The organism is Microbacterium sp. R86528 (assembly GCF_044596335.1).
GTDB classification, from domain to species: domain Bacteria; phylum Actinomycetota; class Actinomycetes; order Actinomycetales; family Microbacteriaceae; genus Microbacterium; species Microbacterium marmarense.
In genome coordinates this window covers 1,216,626-1,234,057 of record NZ_CP138996.1, presented here as the reverse complement: position 1 = coordinate 1,234,057, position 17,432 = coordinate 1,216,626, and the positions used below count along the sequence as shown (strand labels likewise).

The window sequence follows — 17,432 nt, the reverse complement described above, 5'->3', positions numbered from 1 at the left end:
GCTCGCGCTAGCAAGGCCGTCCTCACCTCAGCGAGTGGCTCGAAGCTCGCGCAGCAACACGGCGGTGCGCACCGCAGCATCCGCCGCTTCGAAGCCTTTGTCTTCCTTCGATCCTTCGAGACCCGCGCGGTCGATTCCCTGGGCTTCGTCGTCGAGTGTGAGCACACCGAAGCCGACCGGCTTGCCGGCGTCGAGGGCGACCCGGGTGAGGCCATCGGTTGCGGCGGACGATACGAATTCGAAGTGCGGAGTGCCACCGCGAATGATCACGCCGAGCGCGACGACGGCATCGGCGCCGGCGTCAAGCGCGGTCTTCGCGGCGACCGGAAGCTCGAATGAGCCGGGAACGCGAACCAGCCGCCACGTCGCCGCGTATTGCTTCAGGGCGCGCTCCGCGCCGGCGATCAGTCCGTCGGTGATCACGTCATGCCATGTGCCGGCGATGACCGCGACGTTCAGGCCCGTGGCGTCGACGTGACCGCTGGGCGTGGGTGCTCCGGTACCGCTCATCGTTGGGCTCCTTCGTGCATTTTCGCGACCGCATCTGCCAGGTCGTCGGAATTGATGATGTGCCCCATGCGGTCTCGCTTGGTGGCGATGTACTGGTGGTTGTTGGGGCCTACTCCGACGAGAAGCGGAACCTGCTCGACGATGTCGAGGCCGAAGCCGCGAAGCTGGGTCACTTTGTCGATGTTGTTGGTGAGCAGTCGGATGCTGTCAATCCCCAGGTCAGCAAGAATTCCTGCCGCAGCGGCATAGTCGCGGGCATCTGCCGGCAGCCCTAGCGCGAGGTTTGCGTCGACGGTATCGAGTCCGCGCTCTTGCAGGCTGTAGGCACGCAGCTTGTTGATCAGCCCGATGCCGCGGCCCTCATGCCCGCGCATATAGATGACGACGCCGCCCTGCGTGGCGATAGCGTCAAGCGCAGCATCCAGCTGTGGACCACATTCGCATTTGAGCGAGTCGAAGGCCTCGCCCGTGAGGCACTCGGAGTGCACGCGCACGAGAGGCGGCTCAGAGCCGATCTCACCAGCGACAACCGCGACGTGGTCGGTGCCGGTCACGCGATCTTTGTAAGCCAAGAAACGAAACTCCCCGTGCGCGGTCGGCACATTCGCCTCGGCGCGAAGGCTGACCCGGCGACGATGCGCTGGCTGGACGGCCGCATCCAGAGGCTCGATCTCGTTCAAATACGCGATCAGCTGCTCGATGGTGATCACGTGAACGCCATCGCGCTCTCCGAGATCCATCAGGCCGGGCAGTCGCATCATCGAGCCATCTTCGTCAACGACCTCGGCGATCGCACCGACCGGCTGAAGGCCGGCAAGGCGCATCAGCTCGACGGCGGCTTCGGTGTGTCCTCCGCGCTCGCGCACCCCACCATCGACCGCACGCAGTGGCAGCACGTGCCCGGGGCGGATCACGCTGGTCGGCCCGGAATCCGGGTTGGCAAGCACGTTGAGCGTGTGGGAGCGATCGGAAGCACTGATGCCGGTGGTGACGCCCTGCGCAGCATCCACACTCACGGTGTAGGCGGTGCCGCGGGCGTCTTCGTTCGCCTCAACCATGGGCGGCAGATTGAGCCGATCTGCCCAGTCCGCGGGCATCGGCGCGCAGATGAAGCCGCTCGACCAGCGAACGGTCCATGCAATCCACTGGGGAGTGGCGAGTTCGGCCGAGATGATGACGTCACCCTCGTTCTCCCGGTTCTCATCGTCAGCGACGATGACGGGTCGGCCGGCAGCGAGGGCTGCTAGCGCCTCAGGGATCGTGGCAAGGCTCATCGCGAGCCTCCTTCCGTGTTTGCGGCCGATGCCGCAGAAGAAAAAGCGAGTAGGCGCTGTACATGACGCGCCAGAATGTCTGTTTCGAGATTGACGCTTTCGCCCAGCTGGCGCGTGCCGAGCGTGGTGGCGACAAGCGTTTCGGGGATCAACGAGACCTCAAACCATTGGGCGCTATCGGCCGCGTCGCTCACCGCGCTGACGGTGAGCGAGACGCCATCGACAGCGATGGACCCCTTGTCGACGACTAAAGGGGCGAGTTGAGGAGCGAGCGAAATGCGAATGACCTGCCACTGCGCACCGGGGCGCACTTCGAGAACTTCGCCGGTGCCGTCGATGTGGCCTTGCACGATGTGTCCGCCCAGGCGTCCGTGTGCCGCGGTTGCTCGTTCGATGTTGACCGCGCGACCCGCGCAGACGCCCGCCAGGGTCGACATATCGAGGGTCTGTTGCATGACGTCGGCGGTGAACCAGTCCTCGCCCTGATCCACAACCGTGAGACACACTCCGCTTACCGAAATCGAGTCGCCGTGCTCGGCGTCTGAGATCGCTTTGGGCGCCTGCACGGTTACGCGTACGCCGTCGCCCGACGGTGCCACGGCAGTGACGCGACCGATCTCTTCAACTATTCCGGTGAACATCAGTTCTCGCTTTCGCCGGTGGGATGGGCGATGACCAGCAGATCATCACCGAGGTTCTCAATGGATGCGACGGCAAGTCGCCGTGCCTGCGAAATCGTGGCGACGCCGATGTCGTCGACTGCGAGGCGATCGCCGCCGAGCAGCACGGGGGCGACATAGGCGAGTACTTCGTCGGCGAGCCCTTCGCGCAGGAACGCGCTCGCGAGCGTCGGGCCGCCCTCTACGAACACACGGTGAACACCACGACGAGCGAGGGCGTCGAGCGCCTCAGCCGGGTTGGCATACTGCTCGAAGGAGTGCGGATGCCGACGCAGGGCCGCGGCGTCGGGAACGGCGCGCGAGCCGATCACCACCGGCAGTGGCTGGTGCCCGAACAGCTCACCGCTCTCGTCTCGTGCGGTCAGGGCGGGATCATCGGCCAGCACGGTACCGGTGCCCGCGACAATCGCATCCGTCTGGGAGCGGCGACGGTGCACATCGGCTCTCGCCGCGGGTCCTGTGATCCACTTGCTCGTACCGTCGGCGGCTGCGGCACGCCCGTCGAGGCTCTGCGCCCACTTGACGGTGACGTGTGGCCGGCCGAGTCGTTGCACGGTGAGCCAGGAATCGAGCAGCTGCGCAGCATCCTCTTCCAAAACGCGTGCGTCGACGTCGATGCCCGCGTCGCGAAGACGTTGCGCGCCGCCGGCCGAGTGTTCGCCCGGGTCTGCGACGGCATAGACCACGCGCGCGATGCCCGCGGCGATGAGGGCCTCAGAGCAGGGGCCGGTGTGGCCGGTGTGGTTGCAGGGCTCGAGAGTCACAACCGCGGTCGCTCCGCGAGCGGCATCCGCCGCGAGTTTCGACAGCGCATCGACCTCGGCGTGTGCGGTGCCGATGCCGCGATGCCAGCCGTCAGCGAGTATCTCGCCGCCGGGCGAGAGGATGACGGCGCCGACCTGCGGGTTTACTCCACGCGGGCCGTTGAGGGCGATAGCCAGCGCGCGGCGCATTGCGCCGCGCTCGATGTCGGTGACCGCCATCTCGTTCGTCCTTACCCTCGGTTCTCCGGGGTTGCAGACGCAACGGTGCAGGTCGCACCGCCATGCTTCCTCTCATCCGGACTAGCGACGAATTCTCGTCACATCACCGTCGGTTCTGGAATTTCACCAGATCAACCGCAGCGGCACCTAAGAGATGCTGGTGCTTTGGTTCGCGGACTGTCACCGCCGGTTCGGATTCTCACCGACCCCGGAGCATGCTAATGCTCACAAGTCTACCCAACGCCGCGCCAAAGGTTTCATTCCCGGTCAGTGGCTTGCGCTGGCCTGACGGCTCTCGAGCACCGTGAGCTAACGCGGTGTGCCTCGCACGAGTGTGGCCGCCGTGGGTTCGTCGATGACGAGGTCTGTCACGGCGCCGGCGCGCAGTGCCGCCCGAAGTGGCACGACCTTGGCGTCGCCTGACACGACGCACACACGTCGATCGATCGCCTGCAGCTGCCGCGGCGTGGGGCCCGTCGCCCGCTTGTTGATCGCGATGTCTTCCCATGATCCGTCTTCACGCAAGAAGACGGTGCAGACGTCGCCGACGACCCCATCGGCAGCGAGCGCCGCTTGGTCGGTCGATTCGAGGTATCCCGAGATGTAGACGCGAGAGGGCACAGGGGCAGCCAGTGCCCCAACGCCGAAGACGGCAATATCTGCGCGAGCTTGAACGCTCAGCACATGCCGCACGCTCCGTTCGCGCCACATCAGATCGCGCGTCTCGGCCAGATCGAAGAAAGCCGGGACGGGAAAGTGCTGGGGACTCGCGTCGAAAGCTTGGGCGAACTGGGTGACGAGTTCTGATCCGTGCGCAAGCCCCGAGGTCGATGTGTTGGTCGCTCCGTTGAGCTGCACGACCGTCGCCTCGCGGAGCGGGGTGTGGGTGAGGTGGGCTGAGACGGCGGCCACCGTGGTTCCCCACGCGAGTCCAAGCGTCATGCCGTGGGTGAACCAGCTCTGCGTCAGCTGGGCGGCGTAGCGGGCGACATTGTCGAGGCGGCTGTCTTCGGTGAGCGCCGTGCGAACCGGCACCACGTGCGCACGCACGCGAAACAGCGACGACACCTGGCTGGCGATGGCGCCACCTGCCCCGGGCGGGCGCACTTGCACTTGCACCACGCCGCGGTCGCGCGCGAGCTTGAGCAGCCTGCTCACCCCGGAGCGAGAGATGCCGAGGTGGCGGCCGATCGACTCCATGGTCTCGTCTTGCAGGTAGTACAAGGTCGCTGCCTCGTGCATCATTTCGTCACGATCGTCCACTCGAACTCCTCACCTGCTGCACGTTTGTGCACCACTATTGCGCATACGTGCCGACGCACGCAAAGTAGAGATCGGGCCGCTATTGAGGCCCCCCGCCACATCGGACGGGTCGAGCACAACGCGCAGGAGGAACTGTGACGAACGCGATCACCGACCAGACCAGAGCCGAGGCCCTCGCCGCTATGAGCGACGACGCGGGGCTCGACATCCTTGTGATTGGTGGCGGCGTTACCGGCGCGGGCGTCGCACTCGATGCCGCAACCCGAGGACTGCGAACGGGCATCATCGAGGCACAGGACTGGGCGAGCGGAACATCGAGCCGGTCGAGCAAACTCGTGCACGGCGGCTTGCGCTATCTGCAGATGCTCGACTTCTCGCTCGTACACGAAGCCCTGACTGAACGTGATCTGCTCATCAAAGAGATCGCGCCGCACCTCGTCGAACGTGTTCCGTTCCTCTATCCGGTGGTCAAACACTGGGAGCGGCCCATCGTGGGTGCGGGAATCGCGCTCTACGACGTGCTCGCGACAATCGGCAGCCGCAAGGGACGCGCCATGCCGTTTCACAAGCACCTGTCGAAGAAGGCGCTGCACCGCGCCTTTCCCGATCTGAGCGCCGACTCGGCTCTTGGCGCGATTCAGTATTGGGATGCTTCGGTCGACGACGCCCGCCTCGTGCTCACGCTCGTGCGCACCGCCGTCGATTACGGCGCACTGGCGGCGCCGCGCACGCAGCTGATCGAACTGACCAAGTCCGATGCTGGCCAGGTCAACGGCGCGGTCGTTCTGGACCTTGAGACCGGCACTGAGCACACCATCAAGGCCGCTCGCGTCATCAACGCCACCGGAGTGTGGACGGAAGACACCGAAGCGCTCGCCGGCACCGAGGGCGGGCTCAAGGTGCTCGCGTCGAAGGGCATTCACATTGTCGTGCCCCGCGAACGGATTCGCGGCAGCGTAGGACTCATTCTGCAGACTGAGAAGTCGGTGCTGTTCGTCATCCCGTGGTCGCGGTACTGGGTAATCGGCACGACCGACACACCATACGAGCGCGACCCCGTGCACCCCGTCGCGACGGCGTCCGACATCGACTACGTCATCGACCACGCGAACGCCGTATTGGCAGAACCCATTTCACGCGATGACGTGATCGGCACCTGGGCGGGGCTTCGTCCGCTGCTGCAGCCGGGCACCAAAGAGGGAACGTCGTCGGCGAAGGTGTCGAGAGAACATACCGTCGCCTCGCCCGCGCCCGGACTTGTCGTGATTGCCGGTGGCAAGCTCACGACTTATCGGGTGATGGCGAAAGATGCGGTTGACTTCGCGCTCGGCAACCGCGCCACGACGCTGCCATCGATCACAGATCGCATTCCCTTGCTCGGAGCCGTCGGGCTTGATGCGATGAGACGTCAGGCGCCTCGGCTCAAAGAGCGCTTCGGGTGGTCTTCGGTGATGATTCACCACCTGTTGCACCGGTATGGGTCGGGCATACGCGACCTGATCGACGCGATCGAGTTGAAGCCCGATCTGGCCGCTCCGCTCGAGCATGCGCCGGCATACCTGCGTGCCGAGATCCATTTCGCAGCGACCCACGAACAGGTGCTCCACCTGGAAGACGTGATGCTGCATCGCACCCGCCTCACGTACGAAGTGGCTGACGCCGGGCGAGCAGCCCTCGATGAGATCGCCGCAATCGTCGGAGAGGTCGCGGGGTGGGATGACGCGAAGATCGCCGCAGAGAAGGCGTCGTACATCGCCCGCTGTGAAGCAACAGATGCTGCCGCGCGCACCACCACCGACGCCGAAGCAGAAGCGGAACGACTCGCCGCGGGCGATATCGCCCCGCTCCAGCCACTCACGGTTCACGCACAGTCATAACCTGCCCGGTGCGGATCAACGCCTTCCCGGTGGGGGAGACGTTGATCCGCACCAAACCCTGGTGGCGCGCCAGTGTCACCATCACAATGAAGTGAAGAGAGGTCTTTTGTGAGCACCATATTCATGTCCGAGTTTGTGGGTACCGCACTACTCATCCTGCTCGGTGGCGGCGTCGTCGCCAACGTCGTGCTGAAAGGCACGAAGGGCTTCGGCGGCGGATGGCTGTTGATCAACTTCGGTTGGGGTCTCGGTGTGTTCGTCGGTGTGTATGCGGCATTCAAATCCGGCGCGCATATCAATCCCGCTGTGACGGTGGGTCTCTGGGCCAGCGGCAACGACTTCTTCGCGGGCAATCCCGAGCTTGGACTCGCTGCGATTCCCGCCACACCGCTGAACGCGCTCATCTACATCGTGGCGCAGGTGCTCGGCGCGATGGCGGGTGCGGTGCTGGTCTATCTCGTCTACAAGCAGCACTTCGATGCCGAAGACGACGCCGGCGCAAAACTCGCAGTGTTCTCGACCGGCCCGGCCATCCGTTCGTACGGATGGAACCTCCTCACCGAGATCGTCGGCACTTTCGTGCTCGTGTTCACCGTCATCGCGTTCGGCAGTACGCCATCCGGACTCGGGCCTCTCGCCGTTGCGCTATTGGTGGTCGGCATCGGCGCGAGCCTCGGTGGCCCGACCGGCTATGCGATCAACCCAGCCCGCGATCTCGGACCGCGAATCATCCATGCCGTGTTGCCGATCAAGGGCAAGGGCACCTCAGACTGGGGCTATTCGTGGGTGCCGATCGTCGGCCCCCTCGTGGGAGGTGTGATCGGCGGCATCGCTGGCGCCGCTCTCGTCGCCTGATCTGTCGATCTGAACCAACGACTCCTTCATCCCCACAGAACATCCCACCCGCACAATTACTCCACCCCACACAACGCAGTGAAAGGAAACATCGTGGCCGACTACGTACTCTCCATCGACCAGGGAACCACCAGTTCTCGCGCGATCATCTTCGACAAGACAGGAAACATCGTCGCTTCCGGGCAGAAGGAGCACGAGCAGATCTTTCCCAAAGCAGGCTGGGTCGAGCACGACCCGGCTGAGATCTGGACCAACGTTCGCGATGTGGTCGGCTCCGCGCTAGGAAAGGCGAGCCTGCAGTCGACCGATATTGCCGCGGTGGGCATCACCAACCAGCGTGAGACCGCGGTGGTTTGGGACAAGAACACCGGCAAGGCCGTCTACAACGCCATCGTCTGGCAAGACACTCGCACGCAGAAGATCTGTGATCGCCTCGGCGGCGATGAAGGCGCCGACAAGTACAAGGCGAAGGTCGGCCTGCCGCTCGCGACCTACTTCGCGGGCCCGAAGGTCACCTGGATCCTCGAGAACGTCGACGGCGCAAAAGAATCAGCCGAAGCCGGTGACCTGCTCATGGGAACGATCGACACGTGGGTGTTGTGGAACATGACCGGCGGCACGCAAGGCGGAGTGCACATCACCGATGTCACGAACGCGTCGCGCACCCTGCTGATGAACCTCGATACGCTCACCTGGAACGAGGATATCGCCGCTGACATGGGAATTCCGCTGTCGATGCTTCCCGAGATCCGGTCGTCGTCCGAGGTCTACGGCGAAGGCCGCCCCAAGGGAATGCTGCCCAAGGTGCCGATCGCGGGCATTCTCGGCGACCAGCAGGCTGCCACGTTCGGGCAGGCGTGTTTCGAAGTCGGCATGGCCAAGAACACGTACGGCACCGGCAATTTCATGTTGCTCAACACCGGCACCGAGATCGTACCGAGCGAGAACGGTCTGCTCACCACCGTTTGCTACAAGATCGGCGACCAGCCCGCAGTGTACGCACTAGAGGGATCAATCGCGGTGTCAGGATCGCTCGTGCAGTGGCTGCGTGACAACCTCAAGGTGATCTCTGCGGCGCCCGAAATCGAGAAGCTCGCCGCGACGGTCGAAGACAACGGCGGGGCGTACTTCGTGCCGGCGTTCTCTGGTCTGTTCGCACCGCACTGGCGCAGCGACGCTCGCGGTGCCCTTGTGGGCCTCACCCGGTTCGTCAACATCGGCCACATCGCCCGCGCCTCGCTCGAGGCCACAGCGTTTCAATCGGCCGAAGTGCTTGAAGCGATGAACGCCGATTCGGGGGTGAACCTCACCGAGCTCAAGGTAGACGGCGGCATGGTAGCCAACGACGTGCTCATGCAGTTTCAGGCAGACCTTCTCGGCGTCGACGTCGTGCGCCCGAAGGTCGCCGAGACCACCGCGTTGGGCGCCGCCTACGCTGCGGGTATCGCTGTCGGTTTCTGGCAGGGTGAGCAGGATGTCATCGACAACTGGGTCGAAGACAAGCGCTGGACTCCGGCGATGGACGACGCGGAGCGAGGACGACTGCTGCGCAACTGGAAAAAGGCCGTCACCAAGACCTTGGACTGGGTCGACGACGATGTGGAGTAAACCGCCCCGTGCGGGGCGCTGCGCTACTTGAGCAGTCGCGAGAGTCTGCGGTCAGCGAGCACTTTGCCGCCGGTCTGGCAGGTCGCGCAGTATTCCAGTGAGTTGTCGGCGAAGAAAACACTGCGAACGGTGTCACCGCACTCGGGGCAGCTTTCGCCGCGGCGCCCGTGCACGCGCATTCCGCGCCGCTTGGCATCTTTGAGCGCGGCGGGAGGCTTGGTGGATGCTGCCGCGACGGCCTCGGTGAGGGTGGCGGTGAGCGCGGCGAACAGATTGTCGATCTCGTCATCGCCGAGATTGGTGGCAAGCGCATACGGTGACATCTTCGCCACGTGCAGAATCTCGTCGGAATAGGCGTTGCCGATCCCCGCGATGATCGACTGGTCGCGCAGCACGCCTTTGATCTGGGTGCGGCGGCCCGCCACGATCTGTGCGAGCGTGGCGCGGGTGAAACGGGCATCGAGCGGATCGGGACCCAACCGCTCGATGCCCGCGACATCGACAGAGCTGCGAGCGACGTAGAACGCCAGAGATTTTTTAGTGCCAGCTTCGGTGAGATCGAATCCTGAGCCGTCAGAAAGCGCAATGCGCAGCGCGATCGGCGTCTTGCCAGGACGAATGATGGTTTGGGGGAGCGTGTCGTACCAGCGCAGCCAGCCCGCCTTGGCGAGGTGGAAGATGAGGTGCGGGGCTGCATCCGGAGTCTGCGTGTGCACGTCAATGAACTTGCCGTGACGCTCAACGCCCGTAATCGTGGCACCGATGAGAGTTTCGATTGGTGGATCGAAGGTCTTGAGCGCAGCGATGTTCGCCACCGCCACGCTTGTCACGCTCACGCCGACAATGCGGCTCTGCAGAAAGGCAACGAGCCCCTGAACTTCCGGCATCTCCGGCATGTGCCCATTTTGGCACGCTGGCGGATCGTACGGGCAGCTAGTCCTCGAGAACAGGCCATGCCTTGGGGGCACGGTCATCGCTCGACAACAAGCCTGCAACCCAGCCGTCGTCTCGGCCCCGAGGGCTCGCCAGGGCTTGGCGCAGCATCCCCTCGAACTGAAAACCCAGTCCTCGTGCCGTCTTGGCCGAAGCGATGTTGCCAACCACCGCGCGCCACTCGATGCGCTTGAGGCTGACAGCATCAGAGAAGCCGAAGTCAATGACCGCGCGCGCCGCTTCGGTGAGAATGCCTTTGCCGCGCGACGACGGTGACATCCAGAAGCCGATCTCGCCAGATCCCGCTCGCACCATGCGGTACATGCCGATCACTCCCGCGAGCATGCCTTCATGGTGAATAGCCCAGGTGTACTCGCTGTCGGCGAGCCACCACTCAGCGGTCTTGGCGACGAAGTCCTCGGCGTCGGAGCGAGCATACGGGCTCGGCACGGTCGTCCATCGTGGAATCTCGGGGTCTTGACAGGCTTGGTAGATCGCCTCGATATCGGCTTCGGTCGGCGCGGCGAGTGTGAGGCGCGGGGTGCGCAGCACGACGGGTTGCATTCGGATACTTTACGTGAGCGGTGGCGTGAGGCCGCTACTTGCGGCGGAGCAGGCCGACTTTGTCGTAGACGTCGCCAAGAGTCTTATTCGCGACGGTCTCGGCTTTGGTCGCGTTGTGCGCCAGCACGCGGTCGAGTTCTGCGGGATCGTCAAGCAGTTCGAGGGCTCGTTCGCGCACGGGGCCGAACTCGTTCACCACGACCTCGGCGAGACCCTTCTTGAAGTCGCCATAGCCGCGACCGGCATATTCGTCTTCGATCGCGGGGATCTGGCGACCCGAAAGCGCCGCATAGATGACGAGCAGGTTCGACACACCGGGCTTGTTCTCTCGGTCGTATCGAACCGAACCCTCGCTGTCGGTGACAGCGCGCATGACCTTCTTCGCGCTCTTCGCCGGGTCGTCAAGCAGCCAGAGCACACCCGCGTCGGACTCGGCAGACTTCGACATCTTGGCCGTGGGGTTCTGCAGATCATAGATGCGGGCGGTGTCTTGCTGGATCACGGGAGTCGGCACGCGAAATGTCTGGCCGTAGCGGCTGTTGAAACGCTCTGCGATATCGCGCGTGAGCTCGACGTGCTGCTTCTGGTCGTCACCGACCGGGACGAGGTCAGTCTGGTAAAGCAGAATGTCGGCAGCCATCAGCACCGGGTAGGTGAACAGGCCCACCGAGGTGACATCGCTGCCGTAGCGTGTCGACTTGTCTTTGAACTGGGTCATGCGGCCGGCTTCACCGAAACCGGTCACGGTCGAAAGCACCCACGCGAGCTCTGCGTGGGCCGAAACGTGCGACTGCACGTAGAGGGTCGACTTCGAGGGCTCGATGCCAGCGGCGATGTACTGCGCGGCCGTGCGGCGCGTCTTCTCGCGCAGCTCGGCCGGATCGTTGGGGGTGGTGAGGGCGTGCAGATCGACAACCGAGAAGAACGCGTCGTAGGACTGCTGCATATCGCGCCACTGCATGAGCGCGCCGATGTAGTTGCCGACCTGCAAAGAGTCGGCAGAGGGCTGCATTCCGGAATAGAGGCGCGGTTTGTTCACCCGTCAATCCTACGGGCGATGGATGCTGCGCCCGCACGAGCGAAGCGGGCGCGGGGGGTCGTCGCGTGGGCTGTCAGCCAGCGGTGGTTCCGAGTGCGTAGTCGACGATCACTGGTGAGTGGTCGCTCCAGCGGGTGTCCCAGGAGTCGGCTCGCACGACGGTGTAGTTGGAGGCGCGCTCCGCGAGCGGCGCGGTCGCCAGGTGGTAGTCGATGCGCCAGCCCGTGTCGTTGTCGAAGGCACGCCCGCGCATCGACCAGAACGTGTACGGACCATCAACCTCACCGTGGTGGCGTCTCCCGATATCAACCCACCCCATGCCGACTCCCACGGTGCCGTCGGCGCAGCTGACCGGTTCACCCAACTCGCCCAGCATTCGATCGAGGTAGGCGCGCTCACGCGGAAGGAAGCCTGCCTTCTTGCTGTTGGCCTTCCAGTTTCGAATGTCGAGTTCGCGATGGCCGACGTTGATGTCACCAGTGACGACGGTCAGCGGCGTTTCGGCTGCGATCTGCGGCATCCGTTCTTGCATCGCGTCAAGAAAGCCCCACTTCGCATCTTGCTTTGCGGTGCCGACCTCGCCACTGTGCACGTAGGCGCTGATGACGGTGAGCGTCTCTCCGTCAATGTCGAACGAAGCCTCAACCCAGCGGCCAGTGGCGTCGACGGGTTCGGGAGCCAGTACCTTTCGCACGCTCGCAGCTGGCAGACGTGACGCGATGGCGACGCCGGCGCGACCTTTGGCGAGCGCTTCGTCGTTCACGATCTCCCAACCCGGGAGCGCCAGGCGCAGCTCAGCTTCTGGGGCGCGAACTTCTTGCAGCGTGAGGATGTCGACGTCGGCGTTCTCGAGCCATTCGAGCATGCCCTTTCGGGCGGCGGCGCGAACACCATTGACGTTGACTGAGGCAATACGAACTCGACGAGACACGCCCGCTAGCCTAACCGGCGGCATCGACACCCGACGGTGGCGCCTATTCGAACAGTGTTCCGGGCTTGCCCGCGACAGGCGGAGCTGAGGCCTCGACTTCGGAGAGCTCCCGTCGTGCCGCTCGGATGGCACGTTCGGCCGAGGGCTTGCGGTACCAGGGCGCGGCGTCGAGTGCGCTCACCGCGGTGCGCACGCGTACGTGGGCGGCAACGAGCAGTGCTTCGTGCTCAGCGCGCGCGCGGTCTTCAGCGGTCTGCGGCACCAGAGCGACGTTTCGATCTGCGGTGGCCACCGCGACCCACGCGGCCGCCACCAGAATCACGATGCCGTTCAGCCGGAACCACAGCAGCAGACCGATGAAAATAGCGAAGGTCGCGAGCAACGGATTCGACGGCGTGTAGCCGAGCAGCAGGCCGGCGCCGAGAAGCAGCACCGTGAGTGCAGCGCCGCCGACGAGGGCGCCGGGCCATGCTCTGCGCCAACGCAGTGTCGTGCCGGTGAGGTATTTGAACATGGCCGCGAGAGCGGCCGAGTTGATGGCAAAAGAGACCAAAGCAGCTGCGACGCGCGCAATGCCGTTGTACAGCGGAGAGTTCGTGCTCCAGTCAGCCATGGAGAAGACCAGACCCAAGCCCCACGTGGCTGCCTGGCTTGCGACCGCTCCAGCGACGAGCGCGGCACCGAACACGACGGCGCCGAGAAGGTCACGGGCTTTCAGCGCGAAGTAGTTTCGACGATCGGGATCGAGTCCGAAGATGTCCCGAACCGCGCGTCGGGAAAATGTGACCCAGCCGATCGCGGTCCAGATGACGGTACCCAGCGCGATCAAGCCGGTGACGCCGAGTACGCCGGCCGTCTGGGCGGCGATTTCTTGTACCTGATCGGGGGTCACAATGCCGCCGGTGGGTGCGATCAGTCCCGGAATGTAGCCGTTGATCAAGTCGATCATGGCTTGGACTGACTCTGGGCTGCCACCGAGCCAGATTCCCGCGATAGCGAAGGCCACGTAAATCGCCGCGAAGATCGCGAACAGGGCTTGGTAACTCACACCGGCGGCGAGAAGAAAGCCATTTCGCTGCAGAAAGTGGCGCCACACGCGCACCGGAAACCACGCGAGAGTTTGCTGCGTCAGCCTCGTTGCTCGCGAGATCGGCTCATCAAACCTCACCCGCAGCGATGCTTGAGTTGCCTCCCACCGCGCGCGCAGCGTCTCTTCTTCGCGCGCCGCTGCTTCGGCAATCGACCGTTTGGCGTTATGGTCGTCGGCAGCCACTCTTTTGCTCACCACGTCAGAGTACCGAGCGATTCGCATCGGCGAGACGCAAACGCCCCGCAACCTGCGTCGACAGGACCTCAGGCCTTGCCGCGGAGCACAGCCTGCTTTACCTCAGCGATAGCCTTGGTCACTTCAATGCCGCGCGGGCATGCCTCGGTGCAGTTGAAGGTGGTGCGGCAGCGCCATACGCCCTCTTTGTCATTGAGGATGTCGAGTCGCACATCGCCAGCATCGTCGCGCGAGTCGAAGATGAAGCGGTGGGCGTTGACGATAGCGGCGGGGCCGAAGTACTGCCCGTCGGTCCAGAACACCGGGCACGATGAGGTGCACGCGGCGCAGAGGATGCACTTGGTGGTGTCGTCGAAGATCTCGCGATCCGCGATCGTCTGCACCCGCTCCTTGCCCTTTTCGGGCGTCGAGTTGGCGATGAGGAACGGCTGCACCTCGCGGAATGACGCGAAGAACGGCTCCATATCGACGACGAGGTCCTTCTCCAACGGCAAGCCCTTGATGGCCTCCACGTAGATGGGCTTCGAGATGTCGAGGTCTTTGATGAGCGTCTTGCACGCGAGACGGTTGCGACCGTTGATGCGCATCGCGTCAGAGCCGCAGATGCCGTGAGCGCACGAGCGACGGAACGTGAGCGAGCCGTCGACTTCCCACTTGATCTTGTGCAGCGCATCGAGCACGCGGTCTGTGGCGTACAGCTCGACGTCGTAGTCAACCCAGCGCGGCTCTTCGTCCACCTCGGGGTCGAAGCGTCGGATGATGAAGGTGATCAGAAACGACTGGATGCCGGTGTCTGCCGGAGTCTCAGACTCTTGCGCCGAAGTTTCGGGCGCATCGACTGCCGCGAGCGACGTCATCAGTACTTCCTCTCCATCGGCTGGTAGCGGGTAACCACGACGGGTTTCCAGTCCAAACGAATATGGTCTTCGGGGTGCGATGACTGCGCATCGCCCGACAGGTACGCCATCGTGTGCTGCATGTAGTTCTCGTCGTCGCGCTTGGGGTAGTCGTCGCGCATATGTCCGCCGCGGCTCTCTTTGCGGTTGCGGGCGGTCACGCAGACGACCTCGGCGATGTCGAGCAGGAAGCCAAGTTCGACAGCTTCGAGCAGGTCGGTGTTGAAGCGCTTGCCCTTGTCATCGACGTGGATGTTCTTGAAGCGCTCGCGCAGTTCTTGAATCACCGTCATCACTTCGCCGAGTGACTCGTCGGTGCGGAACACCTGGGCTTTGCGGTCCATCTCGTCTTGCAGCGTCTTGCGAAGCACGGCGATGCGTTCGGTGCCTTGGTTGTTGCGCAAGCCCTCGATGAGAGTGCGCACCTCTTTTGCCGGGTCTTCGGGCAGGTCGACGAACTCAGCCGTCTGAACGTATTCCACGGCGTTCTTGCCCGCGCGCTTGCCGAACACGTTGATGTCGAGCAGCGAGTTGGTGCCGAGGCGGTTGGAGCCGTGCACCGAGACGCACGCGCACTCACCGGCGGCGTACAGACCCGGGACGATGGTGGTGTTGTTGCTCAGCACCTGGGCGTCGTTGTTCGTCGGGATGCCGCCCATCGCGTAGTGCGCGGTCGGCATGACGGGCACGGGCTCGACGACAGGGTCGACGCCGAGATAGGTGCGCGCAAACTCGGTGATGTCGGGGAGCTTGGTTTCGAGCACCTCGGCACCGAGGTGGGTGCAGTCGAGAAAGACGTAGTCCTTGTGTGGGCCGCCGCCGCGGCCTTCGGCGACCTCTTGCACCATGCAGCGGCTGACGATGTCGCGCGGTGCGAGGTCTTTGATGGTGGGGGCGTAGCGCTCCATGAAGCGCTCGCCTGAGGCGTTGCGCAGAATGGCACCTTCACCTCGGGCACCCTCGGTCAACAAGATGCCGAGTCCGGCGAGCCCGGTCGGGTGGAACTGGAAGAACTCCATGTCTTCGAGCGGCAAGCCCTTGCGCCACAGAATGCCGACGCCGTCGCCGGTGAGGGTGTGAGCGTTCGAGGTGGTCTTGAAGATCTTGCCGAAACCGCCGGTGGCGAAGATGATCGCCTTGGACTGGAAGACGTGCAATTCTCCGGTGGCGAGCTCATAGGCGACGACTCCCGCGACCTCTTTCGAGCCGTCTGCTTTATCCACGGTGAGCACATCGAGCACGTAGAACTCGTTGAAGAAGTTGATGCCGAGCTTGACGCAGTTCTGGAACAGCGTCTGCAGAATCATGTGGCCGGTGCGGTCAGCCGCGTAGCACGCGCGACGAACCGGCGTCTTGCCATGATCTGCGGTGTGACCGCCGAAGCGGCGCTGGTCGATCTTCCCCTCGGGCGTGCGGTTGAACGGCAGGCCCATGTTCTCGAGGTCGATGACCGCATCGATCGCCTCTTTCGCGAGGATCTCGGCAGCATCCTGGTCGACGAGGTAGTCGCCACCCTTGACGGTGTCGAACGTGTGCCACTCCCATGAGTCTTCTTCAACGTTGGCGAGCGCCGCGGCCATGCCGCCCTGCGCCGCGCCCGTGTGCGAGCGGGTGGGGTACAGCTTGCTGATGACAGCGGTCTTCGCGCCGGGCCCAGCCTCGATAGCCGCGCGCATGCCAGCTCCGCCAGCACCCACGATCACAATGTCGAACTGGTGATAATGGACGCCGTCTTTGACGTAGCTGTCGATCGTTTCGGTAGTCACTCTTGGCGCTCTCGGTTTCTTGATTTCTCGTCGGGGGAGCGGGCGCCTACGCGCACTGCTCCAGCAGCCAGTCGGCGCTCGTGTCGCTGAGGCCGAGGCACGGGTCGAAGGTGAACACGACCAGCGTGCCGAGCACGATGAGGAATCCGGCGGAAAGCCAGAGGGCCCAAATCAGCACGCGGCGCGTGGTCTCAGTGGCGACGTAGTCGTTGACGATCGTGCGCATGCCGTTGGCGCCATGAATGAGCGCCAACCAGAGCATGAGAACGTCCCACCACTGCCAGAACGGTGAGGCGAGCTTTCCCGCCACAAACGCGAAGTCGATGCCGTGGATGCCTTCGCCGAGCATCAGGTTGACGAAAAGGTGGCCGAAGATCAGCACGACCAGCACGACGCCCGAGACGCGCATGTAGATCCAGCCCGCTTTCTCGAGGTTCGGGCCCTTGCGGCGAACGGCGGCTTGCGGTGCGCGTGGGTCAGCGATTGCTGTACTCATCAGTGGCCCCCCGCCATCTCAGAGAACACGTTGATCAGGTGGCGCGGTGTGAAACCAGCCATCGTCACGACCCAGAGGCCGAGAACACCCCACCAGAGCTGGCGCTGATGGCGGGTTGCCCAGGTCCATGAGTCAACCGCGATGATGCGCAACCCGTTGTACGCGTGGTAGGCGATGGCGCCAACGAGGGCGACCTCGCCGACGCCCATCAGCGGGTTCTTGTACGTGCCGATGACCGCGTTGTAGGCCTCAGGCGACACGCGAATCAGCGCGGTGTCCAACACGTGGACAAGCAAGAAGAAGAAGATAGCGATGCCGGTGATGCGGTGAAGCACCCATGACCACATTCCTTCGTTCCCGCGATACAGCGTGCCGCGGGGCGCCTTGGAAGTGGTTTCGGATACCGACGGTATGACGCGTGCTGGTGCAGACACGGTCGTCCTCCCTGGATCGAAACATGGTGGGGGCGAAG

General features: G+C 64.0%; 17 protein-coding genes. 3 read left to right on the top strand and 14 right to left on the bottom strand.

Going from position 1 to position 17,432, the window contains the following annotated elements; genetic code table 11:
- Window positions 1-27: 27 nt before the first annotated feature.
- The 5 genes from ribH to SJY18_RS05940 form a co-directional block, all read right to left on the bottom strand.
- The gene (gene ribH / locus SJY18_RS05960; protein ID WP_396668703.1) at window positions 28-510 is read right to left on the bottom strand and encodes a 6,7-dimethyl-8-ribityllumazine synthase; all 483 of its coding nucleotides are present in this window, start codon (window positions 508-510) and stop codon (window positions 28-30) included.
- Window positions 507-1,784, bottom strand: a complete 1,278-nt coding sequence (gene ribA / locus SJY18_RS05955) for a GTP cyclohydrolase II (RefSeq protein WP_337338629.1) — start codon at window positions 1,782-1,784, stop codon at window positions 507-509. Before ribA ends, ribH begins: the two co-directional genes overlap by 4 nt.
- Complete coding sequence (locus tag SJY18_RS05950; protein WP_396668702.1) at window positions 1,781-2,425, bottom strand: riboflavin synthase; 645 nt, start codon at window positions 2,423-2,425, stop codon at window positions 1,781-1,783. The genes ribA and SJY18_RS05950 overlap by 4 nt, the downstream gene beginning before the upstream one ends.
- Entirely contained in the window at window positions 2,425-3,447 is a 1,023-nt protein-coding gene (ribD, locus tag SJY18_RS05945) for a bifunctional diaminohydroxyphosphoribosylaminopyrimidine deaminase/5-amino-6-(5-phosphoribosylamino)uracil reductase RibD (protein ID WP_396668701.1), read from the bottom strand. The genes SJY18_RS05950 and ribD overlap by 1 nt, the downstream gene beginning before the upstream one ends.
- 309 nt (window positions 3,448-3,756) lie before the next feature.
- Window positions 3,757-4,710, bottom strand: coding sequence for a sugar-binding domain-containing protein (locus tag SJY18_RS05940; protein WP_337338632.1), 954 nt, complete (start codon window positions 4,708-4,710; stop codon window positions 3,757-3,759).
- A gap of 182 nt (window positions 4,711-4,892) precedes the next feature.
- Between SJY18_RS05940 and SJY18_RS05935 the strand changes: the two genes are divergently transcribed.
- The 3 genes from SJY18_RS05935 to glpK all read left to right on the top strand — a co-directional run bounded on the left by SJY18_RS05935 (window position 4,893) and on the right by glpK (window position 9,050).
- Window positions 4,893-6,587, top strand: coding sequence for a glycerol-3-phosphate dehydrogenase/oxidase (locus SJY18_RS05935; RefSeq protein WP_337338684.1), 1,695 nt, complete (start codon window positions 4,893-4,895; stop codon window positions 6,585-6,587).
- A 123-nt stretch (window positions 6,588-6,710) separates the two neighbouring features.
- On the top strand, window positions 6,711-7,442 hold the full coding sequence (locus SJY18_RS05930; RefSeq protein WP_337338685.1) for an MIP/aquaporin family protein: 732 nt from the start codon (window positions 6,711-6,713) through the stop codon (window positions 7,440-7,442).
- A 93-nt stretch (window positions 7,443-7,535) separates the two neighbouring features.
- On the top strand, window positions 7,536-9,050 hold the full coding sequence (glpK, locus tag SJY18_RS05925) for a glycerol kinase GlpK (RefSeq protein WP_337338633.1): 1,515 nt from the start codon (window positions 7,536-7,538) through the stop codon (window positions 9,048-9,050).
- A 23-nt stretch (window positions 9,051-9,073) separates the two neighbouring features.
- Here glpK and SJY18_RS05920 read toward each other — a convergent pair whose 3' ends face one another.
- The 9 genes from SJY18_RS05920 to sdhC all read right to left on the bottom strand — a co-directional run bounded on the left by SJY18_RS05920 (window position 9,074) and on the right by sdhC (window position 17,394).
- Entirely contained in the window at window positions 9,074-9,946 is an 873-nt protein-coding gene (locus SJY18_RS05920; RefSeq protein ID WP_396668700.1) for an Fpg/Nei family DNA glycosylase, read from the bottom strand.
- Between the two features lie 37 nt (window positions 9,947-9,983).
- Window positions 9,984-10,547, bottom strand: a complete 564-nt coding sequence (locus tag SJY18_RS05915; RefSeq protein WP_396668699.1) for a GNAT family N-acetyltransferase — start codon at window positions 10,545-10,547, stop codon at window positions 9,984-9,986.
- Window positions 10,548-10,581: 34 nt separating this feature from the next.
- A complete protein-coding gene (trpS, locus tag SJY18_RS05910) occupies window positions 10,582-11,586 on the bottom strand; it encodes a tryptophan--tRNA ligase (RefSeq protein ID WP_337338636.1) in 1,005 nt (334 codons plus the stop codon).
- A gap of 73 nt (window positions 11,587-11,659) precedes the next feature.
- Complete coding sequence (locus tag SJY18_RS05905) at window positions 11,660-12,517, bottom strand: exodeoxyribonuclease III (protein WP_396668698.1); 858 nt, start codon at window positions 12,515-12,517, stop codon at window positions 11,660-11,662.
- 43 nt (window positions 12,518-12,560) lie between these two features.
- Complete coding sequence (locus SJY18_RS05900) at window positions 12,561-13,802, bottom strand: YihY/virulence factor BrkB family protein (RefSeq protein WP_396668697.1); 1,242 nt, start codon at window positions 13,800-13,802, stop codon at window positions 12,561-12,563.
- A gap of 68 nt (window positions 13,803-13,870) precedes the next feature.
- Complete coding sequence (locus SJY18_RS05895; RefSeq protein WP_396668696.1) at window positions 13,871-14,659, bottom strand: succinate dehydrogenase iron-sulfur subunit; 789 nt, start codon at window positions 14,657-14,659, stop codon at window positions 13,871-13,873.
- The gene (gene sdhA, locus SJY18_RS05890; protein WP_337338640.1) at window positions 14,659-16,464 is read right to left on the bottom strand and encodes a succinate dehydrogenase flavoprotein subunit; all 1,806 of its coding nucleotides are present in this window, start codon (window positions 16,462-16,464) and stop codon (window positions 14,659-14,661) included. Before sdhA ends, SJY18_RS05895 begins: the two co-directional genes overlap by 1 nt.
- 46 nt (window positions 16,465-16,510) lie before the next feature.
- Window positions 16,511-16,960, bottom strand: coding sequence for a succinate dehydrogenase hydrophobic membrane anchor subunit (locus SJY18_RS05885; RefSeq protein ID WP_337338641.1), 450 nt, complete (start codon window positions 16,958-16,960; stop codon window positions 16,511-16,513).
- On the bottom strand, window positions 16,960-17,394 hold the full coding sequence (gene sdhC / locus SJY18_RS05880) for a succinate dehydrogenase, cytochrome b556 subunit (protein WP_337338642.1): 435 nt from the start codon (window positions 17,392-17,394) through the stop codon (window positions 16,960-16,962). Before sdhC ends, SJY18_RS05885 begins: the two co-directional genes overlap by 1 nt.
- Window positions 17,395-17,432 lie beyond the last annotated feature (38 nt).

Excerpts from the sequence above, each read along its gene's own strand:
- SJY18_RS05920 (WP_396668700.1), bottom strand. The coding sequence starts at position 9,946 with ATGCCGGAGATGCCGGAAGTTCAGGGGCTCGTTGCCTTTCTGCAGAGC.
- SJY18_RS05915 (WP_396668699.1), bottom strand. The coding sequence starts at position 10,547 with ATGCAACCCGTCGTGCTGCGCACCCCGCGCCTCACACTCGCCGCGCCG.
- ribH (WP_396668703.1), bottom strand. The coding sequence starts at position 510 with ATGAGCGGTACCGGAGCACCCACGCCCAGCGGTCACGTCGACGCCACG.
- SJY18_RS05950 (WP_396668702.1), bottom strand. The coding sequence starts at position 2,425 with ATGTTCACCGGAATAGTTGAAGAGATCGGTCGCGTCACTGCCGTGGCA.
- ribA (WP_337338629.1), bottom strand. The coding sequence starts at position 1,784 with ATGAGCCTTGCCACGATCCCTGAGGCGCTAGCAGCCCTCGCTGCCGGC.
- ribD (WP_396668701.1), bottom strand. The coding sequence starts at position 3,447 with ATGGCGGTCACCGACATCGAGCGCGGCGCAATGCGCCGCGCGCTGGCT.
- SJY18_RS05930 (WP_337338685.1), top strand. The coding sequence starts at position 6,711 with ATGTCCGAGTTTGTGGGTACCGCACTACTCATCCTGCTCGGTGGCGGC.
- SJY18_RS05895 (WP_396668696.1), bottom strand. The coding sequence starts at position 14,659 with ATGACGTCGCTCGCGGCAGTCGATGCGCCCGAAACTTCGGCGCAAGAG.
- SJY18_RS05935 (WP_337338684.1), top strand. The coding sequence starts at position 4,893 with ATGAGCGACGACGCGGGGCTCGACATCCTTGTGATTGGTGGCGGCGTT.
- SJY18_RS05885 (WP_337338641.1), bottom strand. The coding sequence starts at position 16,960 with ATGAGTACAGCAATCGCTGACCCACGCGCACCGCAAGCCGCCGTTCGC.